The organism is bacterium, assembly GCA_018830565.1.
In the GTDB taxonomy this organism is placed as follows: Bacteria; UBA9089; JAHJRX01; order JAHJRX01; family JAHJRX01; genus JAHJRX01.
The window spans coordinates 36,092-59,573 of the sequence record JAHJRX010000062.1; the positions used below are offsets into that span (position 1 = coordinate 36,092).

20 protein-coding genes are annotated in these 23,482 nt (G+C 32.9%); 3 read left to right on the forward strand and 17 right to left on the reverse strand.

The window, feature by feature from the left end; genetic code table 11:
- Positions 1-7: 7 nt before the first annotated feature.
- From mqnE to dnaA, 17 genes are all read right to left on the reverse strand, one after another.
- Positions 8-1,096 (reverse strand): aminofutalosine synthase MqnE, encoded by a 1,089-nt coding sequence (mqnE, locus tag KJ849_06000; GenBank protein ID MBU2600107.1) that lies wholly within the window; start codon positions 1,094-1,096, stop codon positions 8-10.
- The gene (locus KJ849_06005) at positions 1,075-1,638 is read right to left on the reverse strand and encodes a UbiX family flavin prenyltransferase (GenBank protein ID MBU2600108.1); all 564 of its coding nucleotides are present in this window, start codon (positions 1,636-1,638) and stop codon (positions 1,075-1,077) included. Before KJ849_06005 ends, mqnE begins: the two co-directional genes overlap by 22 nt.
- Before the next feature lie 98 nt (positions 1,639-1,736).
- Positions 1,737-2,591 (reverse strand): putative 4-hydroxybenzoate polyprenyltransferase, encoded by an 855-nt coding sequence (gene ubiA / locus KJ849_06010; protein ID MBU2600109.1) that lies wholly within the window; start codon positions 2,589-2,591, stop codon positions 1,737-1,739.
- Positions 2,578-4,023 (reverse strand): menaquinone biosynthesis decarboxylase, encoded by a 1,446-nt coding sequence (locus tag KJ849_06015; GenBank protein MBU2600110.1) that lies wholly within the window; start codon positions 4,021-4,023, stop codon positions 2,578-2,580. The genes ubiA and KJ849_06015 overlap by 14 nt, the downstream gene beginning before the upstream one ends.
- A gap of 376 nt (positions 4,024-4,399) precedes the next feature.
- Complete coding sequence (gene groL / locus KJ849_06020; GenBank protein ID MBU2600111.1) at positions 4,400-6,037, reverse strand: chaperonin GroEL; 1,638 nt, start codon at positions 6,035-6,037, stop codon at positions 4,400-4,402.
- A gap of 18 nt (positions 6,038-6,055) precedes the next feature.
- On the reverse strand, positions 6,056-6,343 hold the full coding sequence (groES, locus tag KJ849_06025; protein ID MBU2600112.1) for a co-chaperone GroES: 288 nt from the start codon (positions 6,341-6,343) through the stop codon (positions 6,056-6,058).
- Positions 6,344-6,816: 473 nt separating this feature from the next.
- On the reverse strand, positions 6,817-7,575 hold the full coding sequence (locus tag KJ849_06030) for a type III pantothenate kinase (protein ID MBU2600113.1): 759 nt from the start codon (positions 7,573-7,575) through the stop codon (positions 6,817-6,819).
- Positions 7,576-7,618: 43 nt separating this feature from the next.
- The gene (gene nadC, locus KJ849_06035) at positions 7,619-8,470 is read right to left on the reverse strand and encodes a carboxylating nicotinate-nucleotide diphosphorylase (protein MBU2600114.1); all 852 of its coding nucleotides are present in this window, start codon (positions 8,468-8,470) and stop codon (positions 7,619-7,621) included.
- On the reverse strand, positions 8,457-10,919 hold the full coding sequence (gene gyrA, locus KJ849_06040) for a DNA gyrase subunit A (protein MBU2600115.1): 2,463 nt from the start codon (positions 10,917-10,919) through the stop codon (positions 8,457-8,459). The genes nadC and gyrA overlap by 14 nt, the downstream gene beginning before the upstream one ends.
- Before the next feature lie 42 nt (positions 10,920-10,961).
- Positions 10,962-11,792: an aminotransferase class IV gene (locus KJ849_06045; GenBank protein ID MBU2600116.1), complete on the reverse strand. Its 831-nt coding sequence runs from the start codon at positions 11,790-11,792 to the stop codon at positions 10,962-10,964.
- Positions 11,793-11,808: 16 nt separating this feature from the next.
- Entirely contained in the window at positions 11,809-13,305 is a 1,497-nt protein-coding gene (locus tag KJ849_06050) for an anthranilate synthase component I family protein (protein ID MBU2600117.1), read from the reverse strand.
- Positions 13,306-15,204 (reverse strand): DNA topoisomerase (ATP-hydrolyzing) subunit B, encoded by a 1,899-nt coding sequence (gene gyrB / locus KJ849_06055; GenBank protein MBU2600118.1) that lies wholly within the window; start codon positions 15,202-15,204, stop codon positions 13,306-13,308.
- On the reverse strand, positions 15,204-15,485 hold the full coding sequence (locus KJ849_06060) for a DUF370 domain-containing protein (protein MBU2600119.1): 282 nt from the start codon (positions 15,483-15,485) through the stop codon (positions 15,204-15,206). The genes gyrB and KJ849_06060 overlap by 1 nt, the downstream gene beginning before the upstream one ends.
- A gap of 123 nt (positions 15,486-15,608) precedes the next feature.
- On the reverse strand, positions 15,609-15,905 hold the full coding sequence (locus KJ849_06065; protein ID MBU2600120.1) for a DUF721 domain-containing protein: 297 nt from the start codon (positions 15,903-15,905) through the stop codon (positions 15,609-15,611).
- The gene (gene recF, locus KJ849_06070; protein ID MBU2600121.1) at positions 15,905-17,044 is read right to left on the reverse strand and encodes a DNA replication/repair protein RecF; all 1,140 of its coding nucleotides are present in this window, start codon (positions 17,042-17,044) and stop codon (positions 15,905-15,907) included. Before recF ends, KJ849_06065 begins: the two co-directional genes overlap by 1 nt.
- A 3-nt stretch (positions 17,045-17,047) precedes the next feature.
- Positions 17,048-18,151, reverse strand: coding sequence for a DNA polymerase III subunit beta (dnaN, locus tag KJ849_06075; protein ID MBU2600122.1), 1,104 nt, complete (start codon positions 18,149-18,151; stop codon positions 17,048-17,050).
- Positions 18,152-18,359: 208 nt separating this feature from the next.
- The gene (gene dnaA / locus KJ849_06080) at positions 18,360-19,706 is read right to left on the reverse strand and encodes a chromosomal replication initiator protein DnaA (GenBank protein ID MBU2600123.1); all 1,347 of its coding nucleotides are present in this window, start codon (positions 19,704-19,706) and stop codon (positions 18,360-18,362) included.
- A gap of 402 nt (positions 19,707-20,108) precedes the next feature.
- Between dnaA and ilvB the strand changes: the two genes are divergently transcribed.
- The 3 genes from ilvB to ilvC all read left to right on the forward strand — a co-directional run bounded on the left by ilvB (position 20,109) and on the right by ilvC (position 23,481).
- Positions 20,109-21,785, forward strand: a complete 1,677-nt coding sequence (gene ilvB, locus KJ849_06085; GenBank protein ID MBU2600124.1) for a biosynthetic-type acetolactate synthase large subunit — start codon at positions 20,109-20,111, stop codon at positions 21,783-21,785.
- Between the two features lie 11 nt (positions 21,786-21,796).
- A complete protein-coding gene (gene ilvN / locus KJ849_06090) occupies positions 21,797-22,267 on the forward strand; it encodes an acetolactate synthase small subunit (protein MBU2600125.1) in 471 nt (156 codons plus the stop codon).
- A gap of 209 nt (positions 22,268-22,476) precedes the next feature.
- Entirely contained in the window at positions 22,477-23,481 is a 1,005-nt protein-coding gene (ilvC, locus tag KJ849_06095; protein MBU2600126.1) for a ketol-acid reductoisomerase, read from the forward strand.
- Position 23,482: the final 1 nt, after the last annotated feature.

Sequence of the window (23,482 nt, forward strand, 5' to 3'; positions counted from 1 at the left end):
TTGGCTTTTATAGCTTTCTTTCTCGATAAAGGCTGTCTACTTCTTGGGGTATTCTTTTCGCATTCTCAATAATTCTGACTAATCTTTTTTTTGAGATCTCGGTGGGAGTTAAAGCTCCCGCTGCATGAACAATCTTTTCTTCTAAGCCAGTCCCACCTATGTCATCGACCCCAAAACAAAGAGCTACTTCGGCTAATTTTTCACCTAAATACATCCATAATCCCTTAATATGATCAAAGTTATCTAATAAAATTCGAGAGACGGCAAAGATTCGGAGATCGTCAAAACCATCTGTTCCTCGACAAGAAGAAAGGCTGGTGTTCTTGGGATGAAAAGCTAAGGGAACAAAGGCTAAAAAACCTTTGGTCTTATCTTGAAGATCCCGAAGAGCTAAAAGATGATCTACTTGCTCTTCCTTAGTCTCCACATGGCCATAAAGCATAGTAGCATTTGACTTTATGCCAAGGAAATGGGCTTTTTTCATAACTTCTAACCAGCGATTACCACTAATCTTCTTGGGCGAAATAATTTGACGAACTCTGGGGCTAAATACCTCTGCCCCCCCACCTGGAATTGAATCAAGTCCTGCTTCTTTTAATTTTTTTAGGACTTCTTCTATGCTCAGTCCTGAATTCTTAGAAAAATGGTCTATTTCCACGGCCGTAAAGGCTTGAATAAAGATTTCCGCATCTATCTTCTTAATTCTCTTCAACATCTCTTTGAAATACTCAAATGAAAGATGAGGATGTAATCCTCCAACAATATGAAACTCTTTTATCTCAAGCCGCAAACCTTGATAGACTTTTTCTTCTATCTCTTCTAAAGAAAAGAGATACCCTTCCTCTAAGTCTTTGGAGAAAGCACATAATGGACATCGAAAAATACAAATGTTAGTATAATTAATATTTAAGTTTGAATTAAAATAAGATTTGTCCCCAACCTTTCTTTTTCTGACTATATCTGCTAATGACCCCAACGAAAGCAAGTCAGAAGAAGCTATTAACTTAAGACCATCTTCTCTATTAAGCCTTTTCCCAGCTAAAACCTTTTCTTCGATTTTAGAAAAATCACTCATTATTGACCTCTTCCCTTCCATTCTTCAGTGGTCTTTAGGCCCAAGAGAGATGTCACCTTCCTTACTACCGCCTCGACCAGATCGTCAATAGTTTGAGGTTTATGATAAAAAGGTGGCATCGCCGCCACTATATCGGCCCCCATTTTTCTTAAGGTAAGCATATTTTGAAGATGGATTTCATTTAAGGGAGTTTCTCGGGGCACTAAGATCAGCTGCCTTCTTTCTTTCAGGGTAACATCAGCGGCTCTTTCTATTAGGTTATCGGAGCTGCCATTAGCAATAGCTGCTAAAGTTCCCATACTACAAGGAATAACGATCATCCCTTCGGTCTTAAATGAACCACTGGCAATGGGAGAAAAGAGATCGCGGTAATCAAGGTAGTGAAGAATTTCGTTCTCTTTAAAGTAAGTCCCTGCCTCGATATTAAGTTCATGTTTAAATATCTCTTTGGCCGTATCAGTAATCATTAAAAAGACTTCCTGTTTCATCTCTAAGAGACATTTAACTAATCTTTCTCCATAAATTACACCACTTGCTCCACTAATACCAACGATATAACGCATATCTTTCCTTCATTTAGCAAGAGATAGAGTAGTAAAGAGAGATAGAGTAGTAAAGATAAGGACAATCGTCAGGAACCTTATTATAACCATTATAACCTTCATTTAGCAAGAGATAGAGTAGTAAAGATAAAGACAGTGAGACTAAACAAGCCATTAGCAGCAAAGAAGGCTTGGTTGACTTTGGAGAGATCGAAAGGAGAAATAAGACGATGTTCATAGACAAGAAGAATGGTAGCCATCACCAGCCCTACCCAGTAATAGATAGTTAAGTGAGCTAAGATTCCTAGATTGAACAAGCAAGTAATAGTTAGAAGATGTAAGGTCTTTGAGATAGTTAATGCTTTTTTTAGCCCAAATGATCTTGGAATAGAATAGAGATTTTCTTCTTGGTCAAATTTTAAATCTTGCATAGCGTAGATAATGTCAAAACCAGCAGCCCAGCAAAGCACTCCCAGGCTTAAGATTACAGGGAGAAAGGTAATATCTCCTCGAATAGCTATCCATCCTCCCATGGGAGCGCAAGCTAAGATTACACCTATCCCAAAGTGAGTAGCCCAAGTAAATCTTTTAAAGTAGGAATAAGAGACTAACAAAACTATGGCTAAAGGAGACAAAACCAGGGCGAGAAAGTTTAAATGATAAGCAGAAAAGAAGAGTAAAAAAAAACCACCAAAGACTAATAACCATACTTGCCAAAGAGGAATTAATCCTTGGGGCAATGCCCTATTGGCAGTCCGTAGATTCTTAGCATCTATCTTGCGATCTATTAATCTATTTAAGGCCATCCCGGCTGTTCTTGCTCCAACCATGGCCAAGGTAATCCAGAGCCAATAAGACAAAGGAAAAATACCCCGAAAAGCCAAAAGAGCTCCTAAATAAGCAAAAGGAAGGGCAAAAATAGTATGTTCAAATTTTACTAACTCAATAAAGAGTCTTATTTTATTCAATCCCATAAGCGTCCCATTTTTCATCCACTAATTGCTTTATTTCTTTACTCATCTTTATCTCATTTGGCCAAGGTCGAGTTATTCCTTCTGCCATCGTCTTTCTGGTGGCATCAATGCCCATTTTAGAGCCATAATGAGGAAGGCAGCTAGCATGATCTAAGGCGTCTACTGGCCCTTCTACAAAGGTAATATCTCGCTTCGGATCAATATTATTAAAGACCTTCCATGTAACCTCAGAGAGATTAGAGACCTCAACGTCATCATCTACCACAATAATCACCTTGGTAAACATCAACTGTCCCATACCCCAAATAGCATGCATTAGCCGTTTGGCTTGCCCTGGATATTCTTTCTTGATGGAAAAGATAGCACAGTTGTGAAAGACACCCTCGATGGGTAAGTTAATATCCACCACTTCAGGAAGTTGGATCTTTAATAAAGGTAAAAATATCCGTTCGGTAGCCTTACCAAAAAAACAATCTTCCATGGGTGGCTTACCAACAATAGTTGCTGGATAAATGGCATCTTTGCGGTGAGTAATACAAGTAATATTAAAGACAGGATATTCGTCTGGCGGGGAATAAAATCCAGTATGGTCACCAAAAGGACCTTCCACCTGCCGCTTATGAGGATCAACATATCCTTCTAACACTATTTCAGCATTAGCTGGCACTTCTAAGTCTATGGTTTTACACTTCACTAATTCTACTGGTTGCTTTCGCAAAAATCCAGCAAAGAGCATTTCGTCCATCCCTTTTGGAAAAGGACAAGTAGAAGCATAAACACTTGCAGGGTCACTACCTATCGCTACCGCTACTTCCATTCTTTGGTTTAATTCTTCATATTTTCTATAGTGAGAAGCCCCGTCTTTATGGAGATGCCAATGCATGCCGCAGGTATTTTTATCGTAGACCTGCATTCGATACATGCCGACATTTCTTTTTTGAGTCAAAAGATCTTTAGTGAAGACCATGGGGAGAGTGATAAACTTTCCTCCATCCTCTGGCCAGCATTTAAGGATCGGAAATTTCAAGACATCTGGATCATCCTTGATAATTACCTCTTGGCAAGAACCTTTTTTAACTATCTGGGGAATAAATTGATTTAATTCATAAAGCTTAGGAAGCATCAAAATTTTTTCCCAGATATCACCTGGGGGTTCAAGAGTGAGAAGTTGAGTAATCCGCCCGGCAATCTCATTTATATCCTCCACCTCCAGAGCTAACTTCATCCGTTCATAAGAAGCAAAAGCATTAATTAAGAGAGGAAAGTGGCAATCTTTAACATTTTCAAATAACAAGGCTGGTCCCTTCTTTTTGACCAGACGATCAGCAATCTCAGTAATCTCTAATTCGCAACTTACTTCTTCCTTTACTCTTCGCAGAAGATTCTTGTCTTCCAGGCATTTTATAAACTCTCGGAGATCTTGGTAAGCCATATTCTTTTATCCCTATTAAATTATCCAAAAGCATTTAAAGATGCTTGATTGCATTATTATTTTCTATAGTTAAGCGTCTTTATAGTAGTTATTAACGAAAACCTTGCATAGGAAATAATACCGAGCAATAAAAGAGAAAAAAGGTGTATCTTCTCAAAATTTCATAGTAAACGGGAATTTAGGTTAAAAGGTTCTTTAAGCGGATTTAAAAAGATGAAAGCTTTATAGGAGGTCAGGCCAGAAGGAACGTCTGAAATATAATCTTCTTATTAAGAGACATTGCCAAATTTCATAATGAGAATTACTGAAAGCCCTCATTTAGCCGTAGCCAAATGAGGGCTTAAGTCTTCTTCAAATAAAATCTTCCAATAGAATATTAATACATTCCCATTCCACCACCAGGCATACCACCACCAGGCATAGCGGGTAAAGCTGATTTTTCTTCTGGGATATCACTGATCAAAGTTTCTGTAGTTAAGAGTAAAGCCGCAACACTGGCAGCGTTTTGAAGAGCACATCGCGTTACTTTGGCAGGATCAATAACGCCATCCTTTACCAGATCAGAGAACTCACCCGTTAGAGCATTAAATCCTATGTTTTCACTTTCCTTCTTTAGTCTCTCTATGATTACTGATCCTTCAAAGCCAGCATTAATAGCAATTTGCCTGGCTGGTTCTTCTAAAGCTCGGATAACAATTTTAGCTCCTGTCGCTTCATCTCCTTCTAGTTTTAATTCAGCTATTTTTGGAATCGCCCTTAATAAAGTTAATCCACCACCAGGGACAACCCCTTCTTCTACTGCCGCTCTAGTGGCAGAAAGGGCATCTTCTACTCGTGCTTTCTTCTCTTTCATCTCTGTTTCCGTAGCTGCTCCTACCTTAACTACGGCTACTCCTCCTGCTATCTTAGCTAATCTTTCTTGAAGTTTTTCTCGATCGTAGTCTGAAGTTATATCTTTAATTTGGGTCCGAATTTGAGCAATACGAGCCTTAATATCATCAGGACTACCTGCTCCTTCTACGATAATAGTATTTTCCTTATCAATGACTATCTTTTTAGCTCTTCCTAACATCTCTATATTTACATTTTCTAATTTTAACCCTAACTCTTCGGCAATTACCTGACCACCAGTTAAAATAGCTAGATCTTCTAACATCGCCTTTCTTCGGTCGCCAAAACCTGGAGCTTTCACCGCTATGCAATTCAAAGTACCTCTAATCTTGTTCACTACTAAAGTAGCCAGGGCTTCACCTTCTACTTCCTCCGCAATAATTAATAAAGGTTTGCCTACTTGAACTATCTTTTCCAATAAAGGCAATAAATCCTTCATGCTACTAATCTTTTTATCATAAATTAAGATATAAGGATCTTCAAGAATAGCTTCCATTTTTTCAGCATTGGTCACAAAATAAGGAGATGAGTATCCTCGATCAAACTGCATTCCTTCCACTACCTCTAAAGTAGTGTCAATAGATTTAGCTTCTTCTATGGTAATAACTCCATCCTTCCCTACTTTTTCCATAGCCTCAGCAATTAATTCTCCAATCTCTCGATCATTATTAGAAGAAATAGTAGCTACTTGAGCTATCTCCTCTTTGTTTTTAATACTTTTACTCATTGCTTTAATTTCTTCTACTACTCTACTTACTGCCTTTTCAATACCTTTTTTTAAAACCATAGGATCAGCTCCAGCCGTAACATTCTTTAATCCTTCCCTAATAATAGCTTGAGCTAAAACTGTCCCTGTCGTCGTTCCATCTCCGGCCACATCTTGAGTCTTGGTAGCTACCTCTTTTACTAATTGAGCACCCATATTTTCATAAGGATCTTCTAATTCAATCTCCTTGGCAATAGTAACTCCATCGTTAGTAATAATAGGAGAGCCAAATTTCTTATCCAAAATTACATTTCTTCCTTTAGGTCCTAAAGTAATCCTTACTGCTTCCGCTAAGGTGTTAACTCCTCTCTGTAAAGACTTACGTGCTTCCTCACTTAAAGCTATTTGTTTAGCCATGAAAATTCCTCCTCTAATTTATTCCATAATTCCTAAAATATCATTTTCTCTTAAAATAAGATAATCTTCATTATTGATCTTAATTTCGGTTCCAGAATACTTACCATACAGAATCCTATCTCCCACTTTAACTTCTAATTCTCTTCGGCTTCCATCTTCAAGAATTTCACCCTTACCCACCGCGATAACTTTTCCTTCTTGGGGTTTTTCTTTAGCTGTATCAGGAATGATGATACCCCCTTTTTTTTCCTCTTCTGGATCTACTTGCTTTATGACAACTCGATCGCCTAATGGCCTAATATTCATTCTTCGCTATCCTCCTTAATTTAATAATTTAATCTCTTTAAAACTTATTCCTTAAAATTTAAAATCTTAAAATTTAGATACTTAAAATCTTAAAATTTAGATAGTTAATTTAGATAGTTAATATATTTAAAATATAAACTTATGTCAACCTTAATAAAAAGTTAAAATATCTAATAAAGTTAACATATAGCACGATACCTTTCATTTGCTTTAAATTTTAACAAAACCTGTCTTATTTTCTCAATATTTATCTTTTCCAACCTTATTTGCTATCCATAGATTATGTTAAAATTTACTAATCTTTTTCTTAAATTAAGTCACCTGGCTTGATAACAGACTAGTTATCTCTTTTAGATATTCTTTATTAATCAAGTTTAATCATTTTTAGAATTATTCACATTGGAAGTCCAAGATTGTTAGCTTATTAACAATTTTATCCACATTATCCACATTAACTTATTCACATCTTGTGATTAATTTTTTTCAGCTATAATCCTCAGTCCCTCAAGGATTAAGCAAGGATCAATAAAATCTGCCCTTATTTCCCCTCGGTAAATCTCTGCCCATCCACCGGTGATGACAATTAAGGCCTTCATATTTAACTCATCTTGAATCTTCTTGATAATTCCTTCAATTAAATATCTAAAGCCAAAATAAACTCCACTCTGCATACTACTGACTGTATCCATACCCATAATTTTCTCAGTCTTTATTATCTTTGCCTTTGGCAGCAAAGCTGCTCTTTCAAATAAAGTCACCATAGATATCTCTAAACCAGGAGTAATAGCTCCTCCCAAATAAGCTCCTTTCTCAGAAAGGACATCAAAAGTAATAGCGGTACCTAAATCTACGATAATCGCTGGAAAACCATATAATTCTTTAGCCGCAATAGCACTCACAATTCTATCTACACCTATTTCGGAAGGAGAAGGATATTCTATCTTGATTATTTCTTTTAAATCTTCAATCTTTAAATATAAAGGAGGTCTAGAAAATATTTCTTGAAAGCCACTTACGGCTATCTCTTTTAAAGATGGAACCACACTAGAAAGAATTATTTGTTTAATATTTATCTTCTCTTTGTTTTGAGAAAAAAGACAACTTATTCTTTCTTTAAATTCCTCTTTATCTAAAGCTAATTTAGTCTTTATTCTTTCTTGGATTATTAGATCTTTCTTTTGGTACACTCCTAAAACAATATTAGTATTACCTATATCTACTGCTAAAAGCATGATCTACCTTCCAAGGTTAGTCTTTGCTCCATTTGAAATATCCTTATTTAATTACTTCTTTTATTTCCAAGCTTAAGTCGGTGGACTTAAAAGAATGAGTTAAGGCTCCTATCGAGATAAAATCTACGCCTAACTGGGCAATCTTTTTAATCTTCTTTAAAGTTACATTTCCTGAAACTTCAATCTTTATCTTCTGATCCTTTTCTTTTATCAAATCTACCGCCTTTTTTAATCTAGAGATACTCATATTATCTAACATAATCATATCTACTTTCTCTTTTAATACTTCTTTTAACTCTCTCATTTTAGAGATCTCTACTTCTACTTTTAAAGAAGTCTTAGAATTTACCCTTTTTATCGCTTCCCTTATCTTTGGAACAATTTTTAAGTGATTATCTTTTATTAACACCTGATCGTAAAGACCAAATCGATGGTTATTTCCTCCTCCTGTTTTTACCGCATATTTCTCTAATCTTCTTAAACCTGGTGTAGTCTTACGGGTATCCAAGATTTTACATTTAGTCTTTTCAATCATTCTTACAAAATTAGAAGTTAAAGTAGCAATTCCCGACATCCTCTGTAAAAAGTTTAAGATAGTTCTTTCTCCTTTTAAGATCTGAGAGGCCTTTCCTGCTATCTCAGCAATCTTTTCTCCTTTTTTTACTCTTTTACCTTCCAAGACCAGCAACTCAACTTTAATTTTAGGATCCAACAACTTAAAGCCCATCTTTATCACCTCTAATCCAGCTATCACTTGTTCTTCTTTGGCTATAATCTCAGCTCTAACCTTGATCTCTTTAGGAACAACTAAATCCGTAGTCAGATCACCTTTTCCAAGGTCAGATAAAAGCTCCTTCTTGATTAGAGATTTAAAATAAACTTTATTTAAATTCATCTTTTTCTTCTGTTTTTTCTTCTATCGGTATTTTAGCTAAAGCAACTAATTTATCATTTTCATTTAATTTAATTATTCGAACGCCCCTGGTGTTTCTCCCTGTCACTGGAATATCCTTAGCTTTAAATCGAATAACCATGCCCCCTTCGCTAATTAACACTACCTCATCTTGATCTTCCACCTCACAAGAACTAACTATCCATCCCCGATAAGTGTTGACCTTCATATTGATAATTCCAAAACCACCTCTATTTTGAGATCGATATTCTTTTAAGAAAGTCCGTTTCCCATAGCCTTTCTCAGATACCGTCAGCAATGTTTCTTCCTCTCTTACTATTTCCATGCTAACTACTTCATCGTCTAATGCCATCTTCATTCCTTTTATTCCTCTTGCTATTCTGGATAAGGATCTAAGAGATTCTTCATTAAAACGAATAGCCTTTCCTTTCTTGGTAACTATTATAATCTCTTCCCTTTTTCTAACTACTTTAACACCGATCAACTCATCTCCTGGATCTAAAGAAAGAGCAATAATTCCCCCTGGTCTAGGTTTGCTAAAAACACTTACTTTAACTTTCTTTGTTATTCCCTTTTTAGTTATCATAACAAAATAATTATCTTGATTAAAATCTTCGATCTTAGCAAAAGTAGTGATTCGTTCTTTGCTGTTTAAAGAGATTAAATTTATCATGGCTTTTCCTTTGTGAGTTCTCTCCCCTTCTGGAATCTCATAAACTTTAAGCCAATATATTCTACCTAAGTTAGTAAACAAGAGAATATAACTATGGGTAGAAGCAATCAGAAGATGTTCAATAAAATCTTCTTCTCTAAACCCCATTCCCGTTACCCCTACTCCACCTCTCCTCTGCATCCGATAAGTATCTACAGCTAATCTCTTAATATATCCGGCATGGGATATGACAATAACCATATCCTCTTGTGGAATTAAGTCTTCTATCTTAAAGTCAATTATCTCCTCCTTTATCTCTGTTCTCCGTTTATCTTTAAATTTCTCTTTTATTTCTAAAAGCTCCTCTTTGATAATTTCTAATACTTTTTGTTCATTCATTAAGATAGATTTAAGATTGGCAATAAGTTTAATCAAGTTTAAATATTCATTATTTATCTTTTCTTGTTCTAAGCCAGCTAATCTTTGAAGTTGCATCTCTAATATTGCTTGGGCTTGTTTATCGCTTAAATTAAACTCATTGATAAGTCTTTGCTTGGCTTCTAAGGCAGATTTAGAACTACGAATGGTGTTTATTATGGCATCGATATTATTTAAAGCAATCTTTAGACCTTCTAAAATATGAGCTCTAGTTTCAGCAATAGACAATTCATATCTTGTTCTTCTAATAATTACTTCCTTACGATGCTCTAGATAATTACTTAATACTTCCTTAAGATTTAACACCCTTGGTTGATTATCGACTAAAGCTAACATAATTACCCCAAAAGTAGTCTGCATTTGAGTATGTTTATAAAGCTGATTTAAAACGATGTTTGCATTTTCTCCTCTTTTTACTTCTATTACTACCCTTAAACCATCTCGATCGGACTCATCTCTTATCTCTGAAATACCTTCAATCTTTTTATCTTTTACTAAATCAGCCATCTTAGAAATTAAATCGGCTTTATTTACTTGATAAGGAATTTCAGTAATAATAATTTGTTCTCGACTCTGCTTTAATTCTTGAATATCAGCTTTTGCTCTTATCGTTAAACAACCTCTTCCGGTATGATAAGCTTCCTTAATACCTTTAGTCCCACAGATAATTCCTCCCGTAGGAAAATCAGGACCAGGAATACCTTTAATTAATTCCTCTATCTCTATCTCTGGCTGCTCAATAATAGAGATAACCCCGTCAATTACCTCTGCTAAATTATGAGGAGGAATATTGGTGGCCATTCCCACGGCAATTCCAGAAGAACCATTAATGATTAAATTAGGAATCTTTGAAGGAAGCACTAAGGGCTCTTTTAAAGTATCATCAAAATTGGGAGTAAAGCTAACTGTCTCTTTATCAATATCAGCTAACATCAACTCAGCTAAAGAGTCTAGTCTTACCTCGGTATATCTCATAGCGGCTGGTGGATCTCCATCAACTGAACCAAAATTTCCTTGTCCTTCCACTAAACAATATCTACTAGAAAAATCTTGGGCCATTCGGACCATCGCTTCATAAACAGAAGTATCTCCATGAGGATGGTATTTACCTAAAACCTCTCCTACAATTCGAGCTGATTTTTTAAAAGGTCGGTTATGGAAACTCCCCAACTCATTCATCGCATAAAGAATCCTCCTATGCACTGGCTTAAGACCATCTCTCACATCAGGTAAAGCTCTTCCTACGATGACACTCATAGCATAATCAATGTAAAAACTCTTCATCTTATCTTCAATATAGACCGGAATAATTCGTTCTTTAATCTCTTCTTTGATTTCCATGTTTATCTTTTCCCTTTTTTATAAAATCTAGTGATAAATATCTTATTTAGCAAAACTATTAAGTCTCTTTCTATACTCTTTAAGTAAGGCTTTGGTTATTTTTCCCACTCTCCCATCTTTTATTATTTTATTATCTATCTTGGACACAGGAAGAATGCCACTTGAAGTAAAAGTTAAAAATACTTCATTAGCCGTATAAACATCATATCTCGTTAAGTATTCTTCTTTTGCCTTAATATTTAAATATTCACAGATAGATAATACTTCTTTTCTAGTTATTCCTTCTAAAATACCTACTGATTTCTTGGGTGTATAAACAACTTCATCTTTTACTAAAAAAATATTGCTAATCGTCCCTTCTGTGATTAAACCTTGACTATTTAAAGAGATTACTTCAAAATTATCCTTACTTACTCCTTCACTCTTAGCTAAAATATTAGCTAAGAAGTTAGAGCACTTTATCTTGGGAGATAAAGATTCATGAGGATTTCTTTGGATACTTCCAAAAGAAATACCAACTCCTTTGGTCAAGCAATCTTTAAGATAAATAGGTAATTTTTTAATTAAAATTATTAAGACATTCTTTTTTTCTTCCTCGATAATACTTACTCTTAGATACGCCTTCCTTAACTTGCTTTTATCTAAGGTGAATAAAATTGCTTCTTTTATCTGTAAATAACTTAAAAGAGGGGACATCTTTAATATCTTGGCTGAATTTAACAACCTCTCGAGGTGTTCTTCAAGTTTTAAGATCTTTTTATTAACTACTATCAGGCTTTCAAAAACATTATTAAAGATCTCTTTACCCCACAAATTAATCTTTGCTTCTTTTAATTCATAAATAAGACCATCAAGGTAAACTATTTCTTCCATTAGGGACAAAACTTAGTTAGTAACTCTTTCTCACTATAGACAGGGCTTTCATTAAAGCCTTAGCTTTATGTAAAGTTTCAAAATATTCTCTTTCGGGAGAAGAATCAGCTACAATTCCAGCTCCTACTTGAAAATAAGCAGTCTGCCCTTTAATGATAATCGTCCTAATCGCAATATTAAGATCCAGGTGCCCATTAAAACCTATCCACCCAATAGAACCGGTATAAGGCCCTCTCTTAACTGGTTCTAATTCCTCGATAATCTCCATTGCTCTTATTTTAGGGGTTCCGGTAATAGTTCCACCCGGAAAAGTAGCTTTTAAGATATCAAATAAACTAATTTCTTCTTTTAGCTCTCCGACCACATTTGAGACAATGTGAATAACATGAGAATATCTTTCTAAACTCATTAACTCATTGACAAAGATACTATCATATTTACAGATTCTTCCTAGATCATTTCTTTCTAAGTCAACTAACATAATATGTTCAGCTCGTTCTTTGGCATCTAAACTTAGTTCTTCTCCTAAGAGACGATCTTCTTTTTTTGTTCTTCCTCGAGGTCTTGTTCCTGCGATAGGCCGTGTCTGGATCTTGTTTCCTGAAACATTTAATAGTCTTTCCGGAGAAGAGCTTACCACCCTTAAGTTACCTAAAGAAAGGTAAGCGGCAAAAGGAGAAGGATTAATGCTTCTTAAGACTTCATAAATTTTAAAAGGATGTTCGTGGATTTGATGTTCAAATCTTTGAGATAAATTTACTTGAAAGATATCTCCTTCTCTAATATATTCTTTGGCTGTTTTTACTATTTTCTCAAAATCTTCCTTGGTAAAATTTGATTGGTAATTAATTTTTGGTGAAGATTTAACTACTCTTTGATTTTGATAAGGTTTTATCTTCTTAAGGTTCAAGAGATGATAAATTTCTTTAATCTTATCTTTAGTCTCTTCATAACTACTTACCAAAAATGACTTCTTGTCTAAAGTAATAATAATGTAGACTAATTTCTTACAATGATCATAGGCTATTAACTCTCTAAAAAATAAAAAAAATATTTCAGGAAGATTTAGATCATCCTTGCTTAAATTAGGTAAATTCTCAAATAAATAAACCATTTCATAACTAAAATAACCTACCCCTCCTGAAAAAAAATTAGGAAGACCTTTTATCGGGGCAACCCTCTTCTTTTCTAAGATTTTTTGGAGTTCTTTTAAGATATTTCCTCTATACCTTCTTATTCCTTCCTCTTTATTAATAACCTCTATTTCATCTTTTTTTCCTTTAAAGATTAGTTCAGGATCCTTTCCTATATAGGAAAAACGAGCTATCTCTTGAGGTCCTTTCCCGCTGTCCAAAAAGAAAGCAAAGGGTTCATCAAGGGCATATTTTTTGAATAAGTCTAAGGGGTCTAGATTGGGTAATTTAAAAGTAGCAAAGAGAGGAATAAGATCAAAATCTTGGCTAATTAATGAACAAAACTCTTTATAACTAGGCTTAATCTCTATCTTTCTCACCTAAACATCTAAATTTTTAACCTCTTTGGCATAACTTTGAATAAAATTTCTTCGGGGTTCTACTTTATCTCCCATTAATACCGTAAATATTTCATCAGCTTCTATTTCATCTTCCAAGATCACTTTAAGTATAGAGCGATTATGGGGGTCCATCGTCGTCTTCCACAGTTGCTCAGGGTTCATCTCCCCTAACCCTTTATATCGTTGAATAATTACGCCCCCTTTTCCAATCCTTTCTAAAATTTCGTCTCTTTCTTGATCGGAATAAGTATAATATTCTTCATTCTTCTTCTTGATCAAATATAAAGGTGGTTGAGCCATGTAAAGATATTCTCCTTTGATCAGAGGTTGCATATATCGATAAAAGAAAGTTAATAAAAGAGTGCTAATATGAGACCCATCTACGTCCGCATCGGTCATAATAATAATCTTATGATAACGAAGTTTAGAAACATTAAATTCATCTTTTCCAATTCCCGCTCCTAAGGCAGTAATGATATTTCTGATCTCTTCATTATTTAAAATTTTATCAATTCTGGTTTTTTCTACATTAAGAATCTTTCCTTTTAAGGGTAAAATAGCTTGAAATCTTCGATCTCTCCCTTGTTTTGCTGAACCTCCAGCTGAATCCCCCTCTACAATGTAAAGCTCGCATAAAGAAGCATCTTTTTCTGAGCAATCAGCTAGTTTCCCAGGAAGAGAAGTGCTTTCTAAAACACTTTTTCGTCGAGTAATCTCCTTGGCTTTACGAGCAGCTTCTCTGGCTAAGTAAGCTACCTTTGCTTTTCCGATAATACTTTTCACTATTTCTGGATTCTCTTCAAAAAAATAAGCTAACTTTTCTGAACTTACAGACTCTACTACCCCTTTTACCTCGCTATTTCCTAAACGGGTCTTGGTTTGTCCCTCAAATTGAGGTTCTCCTAATTTAACACTGATCACCCCCGCCAACCCTTCTCTGACATCCTCTCCGGCAAAAGAAGAAGTATTTTCTTTGACTAACTTATTCTTTTTAGCATAGTCATTGATTATCTTAGTTAAAGCAGATTTAAAACCTATTAAGTGAGTTCCTCCATCAGGAGTATTAATATTATTTACATATGAAAATAAATTCTCTACATACCCATCATTATGTTGAAAGGCTATTTCAATCAGAATATCTTCTTTTTTACCAAAAAAATAAACCGGATCTTTATATAAAACATCTTTATTTTTATTTAGGTGTTGAACAAAAGAGATAATTCCTCCTTCATACTTAAACAAATGTTCCTTATTGGTCTTCTTATCGATAATACTTATCTCTACATCCTTATTTAGAAAAGCTAATTCTCGTAATCTTTGTGATAGTAAATCAAATGAAAAATCGACCACCGAAAATATCTTCTCATTGGGCTTAAATTTTACTTTAGTTCCAGTCTGATCGGTGGTTCCAATAACTTCTATTTCAGCCAGAGGTTCTCCATGATCATATTTTTGATAATAAATATTACCATTTCGAGATACTTCTACCTCTAAATATTCAGAAAGAGCATTTACTACCGATAACCCCACTCCATGTAAACCACCAGAAATCTTATAAGAATCTTTTGAAAATTTCCCCCCGGCGTGTAGTGTCGTCATTACTATTTCTAAAGCAGATCTCTTGTATTGAGGGTGATTTTCTACCGGAATTCCTCGACCATCATCAATAATAGTCACACTATTATCTTCATGAATAATTACCTTAATACATTTACATTCTCCAGCTAAAACTTCATCAATGCTATTATCTACTACTTCAAAAACTAAATGATGTAACCCTCTTTGAGAAGTATCCCCAATATACATACTAGGTCTTCTCTTAACTGCTTCTAACCCTTCTAAAATTTGAATATCTTCTGCCACATAATCTAATTTCATTACTTAAAACTCCTCTTGTTTAAGGTCTTTATATCTATAGGAGAAACAATCATTCTTCCATCTTTTAATAAAATAAGAGATTTTTTCTCTTTTTTACTAATTTCAACGATTAAGTCTTCTCTCTTTTTTCTCTCTAAAAGTTCAGAATTAATAAGATACGAAGTTATTTTATAACTAAAGATACCTATGATATCATGAGTTAATATTTTGTTTTTAAAACCAATACTTAAAAACATCTTTATCTCATAAGTGTTTAAAAATAGCTCAGCATGGATCTTCATATCCACTACATTTTATAAAGCACTTATTAATGAAAGTTTGACATAGAGTAAATTAATTTAACTCCAAGCAAGTTTATCTTTTATTGCTTGGTATTATTTCCTATGTCTGGTTTTCGTTAATAACTATACTTTTGATATTATATTCTTCACTAAATCTTTACTAATATTTAATTTAATCTTTTCTAAGATATCCTTCTTTAAAAAATTAAAATCATTATTCCAAGTAGAATTTTCTACCTTGACATATAAGATCTTATTTTTTACAGATAAAGGAGTAATATGATTAGAGATTTCTTTTCCTATAAGATCTGGCCATTTCTTCCTCAATTCTTCTTCTAAGAATTTGCCCGTTAAATTATTCTTTTTAATGATTCGTTCGAGGATAGTTTTAATATCTTCAAATTCATCTTTCTTTCTCATTACTCCAATACACAGCCATCTTTTACTTGAAAGAGCATATAATTTTTAAAGTTTGTCTCTTTTAAAAACTCTAAATTACTTGTGGTAATAAATATTTGGATTTGATCATTTAAAAGATTTATAAAATTTCTTTTCTTTTCTTTATCTAAGTCCGAAAATACATCATCTAATAACAATATTGGAAATTTTTTAGTTTTTTTATAGATATAAAATAATTCAGCAAAACGAATAGCAATTGCGGTTATTCTTTTTTGTCCTTGTGAACCAAAACTTCCAATATTTACTTCTCTAAAAGTAAATATTAGATCATCTTTATGAGGTCCTACTAAAGTAAAACCTCTAATATTTTCTTTTTCTCTATATTTATGCAACTTATCATAAAAATCTTTTTCTAAGTTATCTGAAGAGATAGAAGGTTTATATTTAATCTCAAATAAATCTTTTACCGATAAAATCTCTTTATAAACTTGGGCCGCTAATTTACTTAATTCATTTACCACTTCATGTCTAATCTTTATTATTTCTACACCCTCACTAATTAAGAGATGATCTAAGCTTTCTAAGACTTTATTTTTTTCTAAGATACTCTTTTTCTCATTTAAAATCTTATTTCTGGATAATAAAGTTCTCTGGTATCTCCTTAAATAATAAAGATATTTTTCATTAACTTGGGCAATCAATAAATTTAAAAAATGTCTTCTTAAGACGGGAGATTTAGTAAGAATGTATAAATCTTCAGGTGAGAAAACAACGCAATTAAATATTTCAAAAACCTTACTTTGATTATTAATCTTCTTATTATCTATTCTTATCTCTTTTTTAACCTCACTTTTAATCTCACCTTTAATTTCATTTTTAACCTCAATTTTTGAATCTTGAAGTAAGATTGTTAATTGGTGAGAATTATCCTCGTCAATTATATTTCCTTTAAGAAAAAATTCATTTCCATTCCACTGAATTAAATATAGATCCTTCTTTCCTCTAAAAGACTTAGCTTTATTTAAAAAATAAATAGCATCTAATATGTTAGTCTTTCCTTGAGCATTATCTCCAAAAAAAATGTTTAACTTAAGACTAAATTTTAAACTAAGACTCTTTAAGTTACAAAAATTCCTAACTTTAAGTTCATCTAAAAACAAGACTTAATCCACCTTTATTCTCATAGGCAAAATAACATACTTATAACTCTCATCATAAGATATCAGTCCCGCCCTTTTTTCATCTTCAAAGCTAAAACATATTTCCTCTTCTTCTATATTCTTTAAAACATCGATCAAGTATTTAGCATTAAAACTAATCTTTAAATCATCACCTTGATATTTTACTTTTACCTCCTCATTACAGCTTCCTATCTCTGGAGTATAAGAACTAATAGCAAGGCTATCAGAAGATAAAGTAAAAAAAAGTTGATTATTGGAGATTATTGATACTCTTTTGCAAGTATTTAAAAATACTCTTCTGTTGATATGAAATTTATTCTTATTTTCGTGAGGAATTAACTCTTTATAATTTGGATAATTTCCTTCTATCAACTTAGAATTTAAAACAAAATCGTCTCCCTTGAAAGATATTTGATTTTCTTCTATAAAAAAATCTATCTTCTCCTCGTCATCATTTGTAATCTTAGAAAGTTCTTGTAAAGTTTTATTAGGAATAATGACTGCTAAATCAAGACTATTAAAATCAAACTTTTTATTATCCAACTTTTTATTAATAGTAGCTAATCTATACCCGTCAGTAGCTACCATTTCTATATTACTACCACTGATAGATAAATAGATACTATTTAAAACATAACGGAAAGTATCTAAAGAGCTAGCAAATATCACCTTTTTAATCATCTCTTTTAAGATAAAAGAAGGGATGCTAAAAGACTTCTCTTTATTAATTTCTGGAAATCTTGGAAATTCTTCTTCTGAGACATAGTTTAACTTATAAGTTGTTTTTTCACAAGAAATAACCACTTCTTTTTCATCTTTACTGATTAAGATTTCATTAGTTGGAGATTCTTTAACTATATCAAATAATTTCTTACTTGAGATAACTACTTCTCCTTCTTTAAGAAGATTAACTTTAATTTTACACTCTAAACCAATTTCTAAGTTAGTAGTAAAAAGATGAAGATGATTATCTTTTGCTTTTAGGTAAATATTAGACAAAATGGATAAAGAAAGTTTAGTAGAAGTTATTCCTTGACATTTAAGTAATGCCTTTAGTAATTTTTCTTTTTCACAAATTATTTGCATGTTTAAATAACTATTATTAATATATCTTTTAAGTCTAAATAGTAGTATAGCTTGTTAGTATGTTAATATGTCTATTAAACCTTTTATTACTCGAAGAAAAAATCGTGGATAGATAGTTGATAGTTTTTAACTTTTTAAACACTTTTAACAATTTAACAATCTTTTTTTAATTTATTCACATTTTATAAACAATTAAATTTACTTTGCCTCATAAAGTGTCTTTTATTTCTTCTATAATCTTACCAAAGGACTCGATTTTTTCTATTTTTTCTTTAATCTTCTCATAAGCATGAATTACCGTAGAATGATCTCTTCCTCCAAAACTTGCCCCAATTTCAGCTAAAGATAAATCAGTTAACTCTCTACATAAGTACATGGCAATTTGTCTTGGTAAGGCAATAGCGTTATTTTTCTTTTTTGTCTTCATATCAGCAAGATGTAAACTAAAGTGTTTTACAATCTTGTTTTGTATTTGTTCTATAGTAATAGATTCAAGTTTATCTTCCATAAATGAGTCTTTTAGAATTTTTTTAGCAAAATTAAGATCTATATCTTGATCTTGGTTATTTAAAATATAAGAAGCACTTACTTTATTTAAGGCTCCAATTAATTCCCTAATATTTTTACTAACTTTAAAAGCAATGTAATTTATAATTTCATCAGACAAGTTTATCTTCTTTTCTTCTATTTTCTTTTTTAAGATAGCAATACGAACTTCTATGGAAGGAGTTTGAATATCAGTAGTAAGACCTGATTCAAACCTCGATCTAAGACGTTCTTCAATAGTAGGTAATTCCCGGGGAGGTTTATCGCTAGTGATAATAATTTGTCGATGAGATTCATATAAGGTATTAAAAGTATGAAAGAACTCTTCTTTAGTATTATCTTTTCCAGCTAAAAATTGAATATCATCTATTAATAAAACATCTGTAGTGCGATACTTATTTTTAAAAGAAAAAATAGACTTATCGTATCTTATGGATTCTATGAATTCATTAGTAAAACGTTCGGATGAAGTATAGACAATTTTTTTATTTGGATGTAACTTTAAGATTCTATGCCCAATAGCTTGAATTAAATGAGTCTTACCTAGTCCTACTCCTCCATAAATAAATAGAGGATTATAAGCAGAAGCAGGGGATTCTGAAACAGCTAAAGCTGCAGCACAAGCAAATCGATTTGATTCCCCGGTAATAAAATTTTCAAAAGTATAATAAGGATTAAGATCAATATGGGTTAATAAATTTTTATTTTCCTTGTTAATTTTATCTGGTAATCTATCTTCTGATAAAGAAGGGACATTTTCATACTTAGAAACAGTGATACTTATTAGTTTTAAATCTTTATTATTAGAAATATTAACAAGTGTTTGAAGAAGTTCTTCTTTATACTCTTTCTCTATTTTATCTCTTATAAAATTATTAGGAACTTCAATCTCTACTTTCTTATCGGAAATAGATTTAAGCTTAGTTTGACAAAACCATAAATTAAAAGATCTTTGACTAACCTTTTTTTTAATACTACTTAAGACTTCATGCCACAGTTTTTCATCCATAAAAATACCTTCTTTTTAGTAATTCCTTAATTATTGGGGGAAGTTATAGTTAAAGCGTGTAAGGCTCTATAGGAAGTAAGTATTCAGCCAAGCTGATACCTGACGCTTATAGTAGTTATTAACGAAAACTAAACATAAGAAATAATACCGAGCAATAAAAGATAAACTCGTTGGAACTCAATTAATTTACTCTATGTCCTCTATGTCAAATTTCCATTAATAAGTGCCATATTTATATTTAAGGATTATATTATCTATTATCCAAAAAAGTTATTCAAGAAAAAAAACACCTTAAAGCTAAAAAAAATTTGACAATGATTTAAAAGTTGATATATAATCTGCTAAAGTTTAAGAGAATTAAGAAATTTTAAGTTTAAAAAATTTTTTATTAAAAAGAGGGCCATGGTGTCTAAATTAAGTGGATCTCAAATATTAATAGAATCTTTAATTAAAGAAGGAGTAGAAGTAATCTTTGGAATTCCAGGGGGTGTAGTCTTACCTATATTTGATGTCTTATACGATGCTCCTCTTAGATTTATTTTAACCAGACATGAACAAGGGGCTATTCACGCAGCTGATGGTTATGCTCGTTCTACAGGAAAGGTAGGTGTTTGCCTGGCTACTTCTGGTCCTGGGGCTACTAACTTAGTTACAGGAATTGCTACTGCTTATATGGATTCTATACCTGTTGTAGCTTTGACTGGACAAGTGCCAAGTAATATGATTGGTAATGATGCTTTTCAAGAAGCAGATATTGTGGGTATCACCAGGCCCGTTACTAAGCACAGTTTTTTAGTAAAAGATATCCAAGATTTAGCCACGACCATTAAGCAAGCTTTTTATATTGCTAAAACAGGGAGACCAGGTCCGGTATTAGTAGATCTACCTAAAGATGTTTTAACTTCAACTATAGAATATCATTATCCTGAAACTATATCTATTAGAGGGTATAATCCTAATTATTTTGGTCATGTTAAGCAAATTAAGAAAGCAGCTGCTAAGATTAATGCTTCTAAGAAACCAGTAATTTACGCCGGCGGAGGAGTTATTTTATCGAATGCCAGTGAAGAATTAAAGATATTAGCTAAAAAGACTAATATTCCAGTCACGAATACTTTATTAGGCTTAGGAGGATTTCCAGGTGAGCATCCTTTATTTTTAGGAATGTTAGGTATGCATGGTACATTTTATGCTAATTATGCCGTCTCTGAGAGTGATTTAATTATAGCTATTGGGGCACGTTTTGATGATAGAATTACAGGAAAGATTGATGAGTTTGCGCCCTTAGCTGAAATTATTCATATTGATATAGATCCTTCGGCTATAAGCAAGAGTATTAAAGTTCATATTCCTATTGTTGGTGATGTTAAAAATGTCCTCACAGAACTAAATAAATTAGTGACGAAAGTAGATACCAAAGAGTGGTTAAAAAAGATAGATCAATGGAAAAAAGAAAATCCTCTAACTTATAAAAAAGATGGGCGGCTTCACCCTCAATTTGTGATAGAAAAGATTTATGAAATTACTAAAGGAGAAGCAATTATTACTACCGAAGTAGGGCAAAATCAAATGTGGGCAGCTCATTTTTATAAGTTTTGCAAACCTAGACATTTTCTTTCTTCTGGTGGGTTAGGCACTATGGGCTATGGATTTCCTGCTGCTATTGGAGCAGCCATAGGTAACCCAGATAAGATTGTTATTGATATTGCCGGAGATGGAAGTTTTCAAATGAATACTCAGGAATTAGCTACGGCTGTAATTAATAAAGTTCCAGTTAAAGTAGCTATCTTAAATAATCAATGCTTAGGAATGGTTAGGCAATGGCAAGAATTATTCTTTAAGAAGAGGTATTCTTATACCTGTCTAAAAGGAAGTCCAGATTTTGTTAAATTGGCAGAAGCTTATGGAGCAGAAGGGATCTTAGTTACAAAATGCGAGGAAGTAGAGGAAGCTATCAAAAAAGCCATAAGCTCACCTCTTCCCACAGTGATGGATTTTAGAGTAGTAGAAGAAGAGAATGTTTTTCCTATGGTACCGACCGGTGCAGCTTTAACTCAAATGATGTCAGGAATTGCTTAAAAAGGAAGACAATGAAACATACTATTTCTGTTTTAGTTGAGAATAAATTTGGAGTATTAGCTAGGGTTTCAGGGTTATTTAGTAGTAGAGGGTTTAATATAGATAGTCTTACCGTAGGAGAGACTGATAATCCAGAAACATCTCGGATGACTATTGTAGTTAAAGGCGATGATCGAATTTTAGAACAAGTAACTAAGCAACTTAATAAGTTAATCGATGTAGTAAAAGTGATTGATTTAACCAATGAAGAGAAAGTAGGGAGGGAGTTAATCTTAATTAAAGTAAGTAGCGAGATGCGACGAGCAGAAATTATTGAAATAGCTGACATTTTTCGGGCCAAGATTGTAGATGTAGCTCCTAAATCAATTATTGTCGAGATGACTGGAAATAGCGGAAAGATTGAAGCTTTAATAGAGTTATTAAGGCCATTTGGAATTAAAGAATTAGTGCGGACGGGAAAGGTAGCCATGATAAGGGGTTAAGACCAAGTTGCAATCAGAAATAAAATGTCGCAAGCTACCAAATTCGAAATATAAAATAAGGTGAAAAATTCAAAATACGAATATCGAAATTCGAAACAATGAAAGAAAAAGAAGGAAAATTCGAAATTCAAATATCAAATGTCTTAAATATCTTATTGAACTTGTGATCTTAATTAAAATGTTAAGTAAAAATTGAGAGGAGAAAAATAATGGTCAATATTTATTACGATAAAGATGCAGATTTAGAGATCTTGAGAAATAAAAAGATAGCTATTATTGGTTATGGAAGCCAAGGTCATGCTCAAGCTCAAAACCTAAGAGATAGTGGTTTAGAGGTAATAGTAGCTGAGGTAGAAAGAAGCAAAGCCTGGGAAAGAGCCAAGAGGGATGGGTTTGAGGTAACATCTGCTCAAAAAGCAGCTAAAGAAGGGGATATAATTCAAGTATTAGTTCCAGATCAAATTCAAACAATGGTTTATGATGAATTTATTAAAGATAATTTAAAAGAAGGAAATGTTTTGGGATTTTCTCATGGATTTAATATTCATTTTGGACAAATTATTCCTCCTGCTCATATTGATGTAATTATGGTGGCTCCAAAAGGCCCTGGACATTTAGTGAGAAGAGTGTTTAAGGAAGGAGGAGGTGTTCCTAATTTAATTGCTATTTATCAAGATTATTCAAAAAAGGCTAAAGAGACGGCCTTAGCTTATTCCAAAGGGATTGGAGGAACCAAAGCTGGGACATTAGAAACTACTTTTGCTGAGGAGACAGAAACAGATCTTTTTGGAGAACAAGTTGTTCTTTGTGGCGGAGTGTCTTCGTTAATTAAAGCTAGCTTTGAAACCTTAGTAGAAGCAGGGTATCAACCAGAAATTGCTTATTTTGAGTGTTGTCATGAATTAAAACTTATTGTCGATTTAATCTATGAATATGGAATTTCAGGGATGCGTTATTCTGTCAGCGATACAGCAGAATATGGTGATTTAACCAGAGGCCCAAGAATAATAGATGAAAAGACTAAAGAAAGGATGGGGGAAATCTTAAAAGAGATTCAGTCTGGGTCTTTTGCTCGGGAATGGATTTTAGAAAATAAGGCTAATCGACCAGTCTTTAATGCTTCAAGAAAAAAAGACCAAAAACATCTAATTGAAGAAGTAGGTAAAAATTTAAGAAGTATGATGAGTTGGATTAAAGAGAAAGAAGAATTGTAAA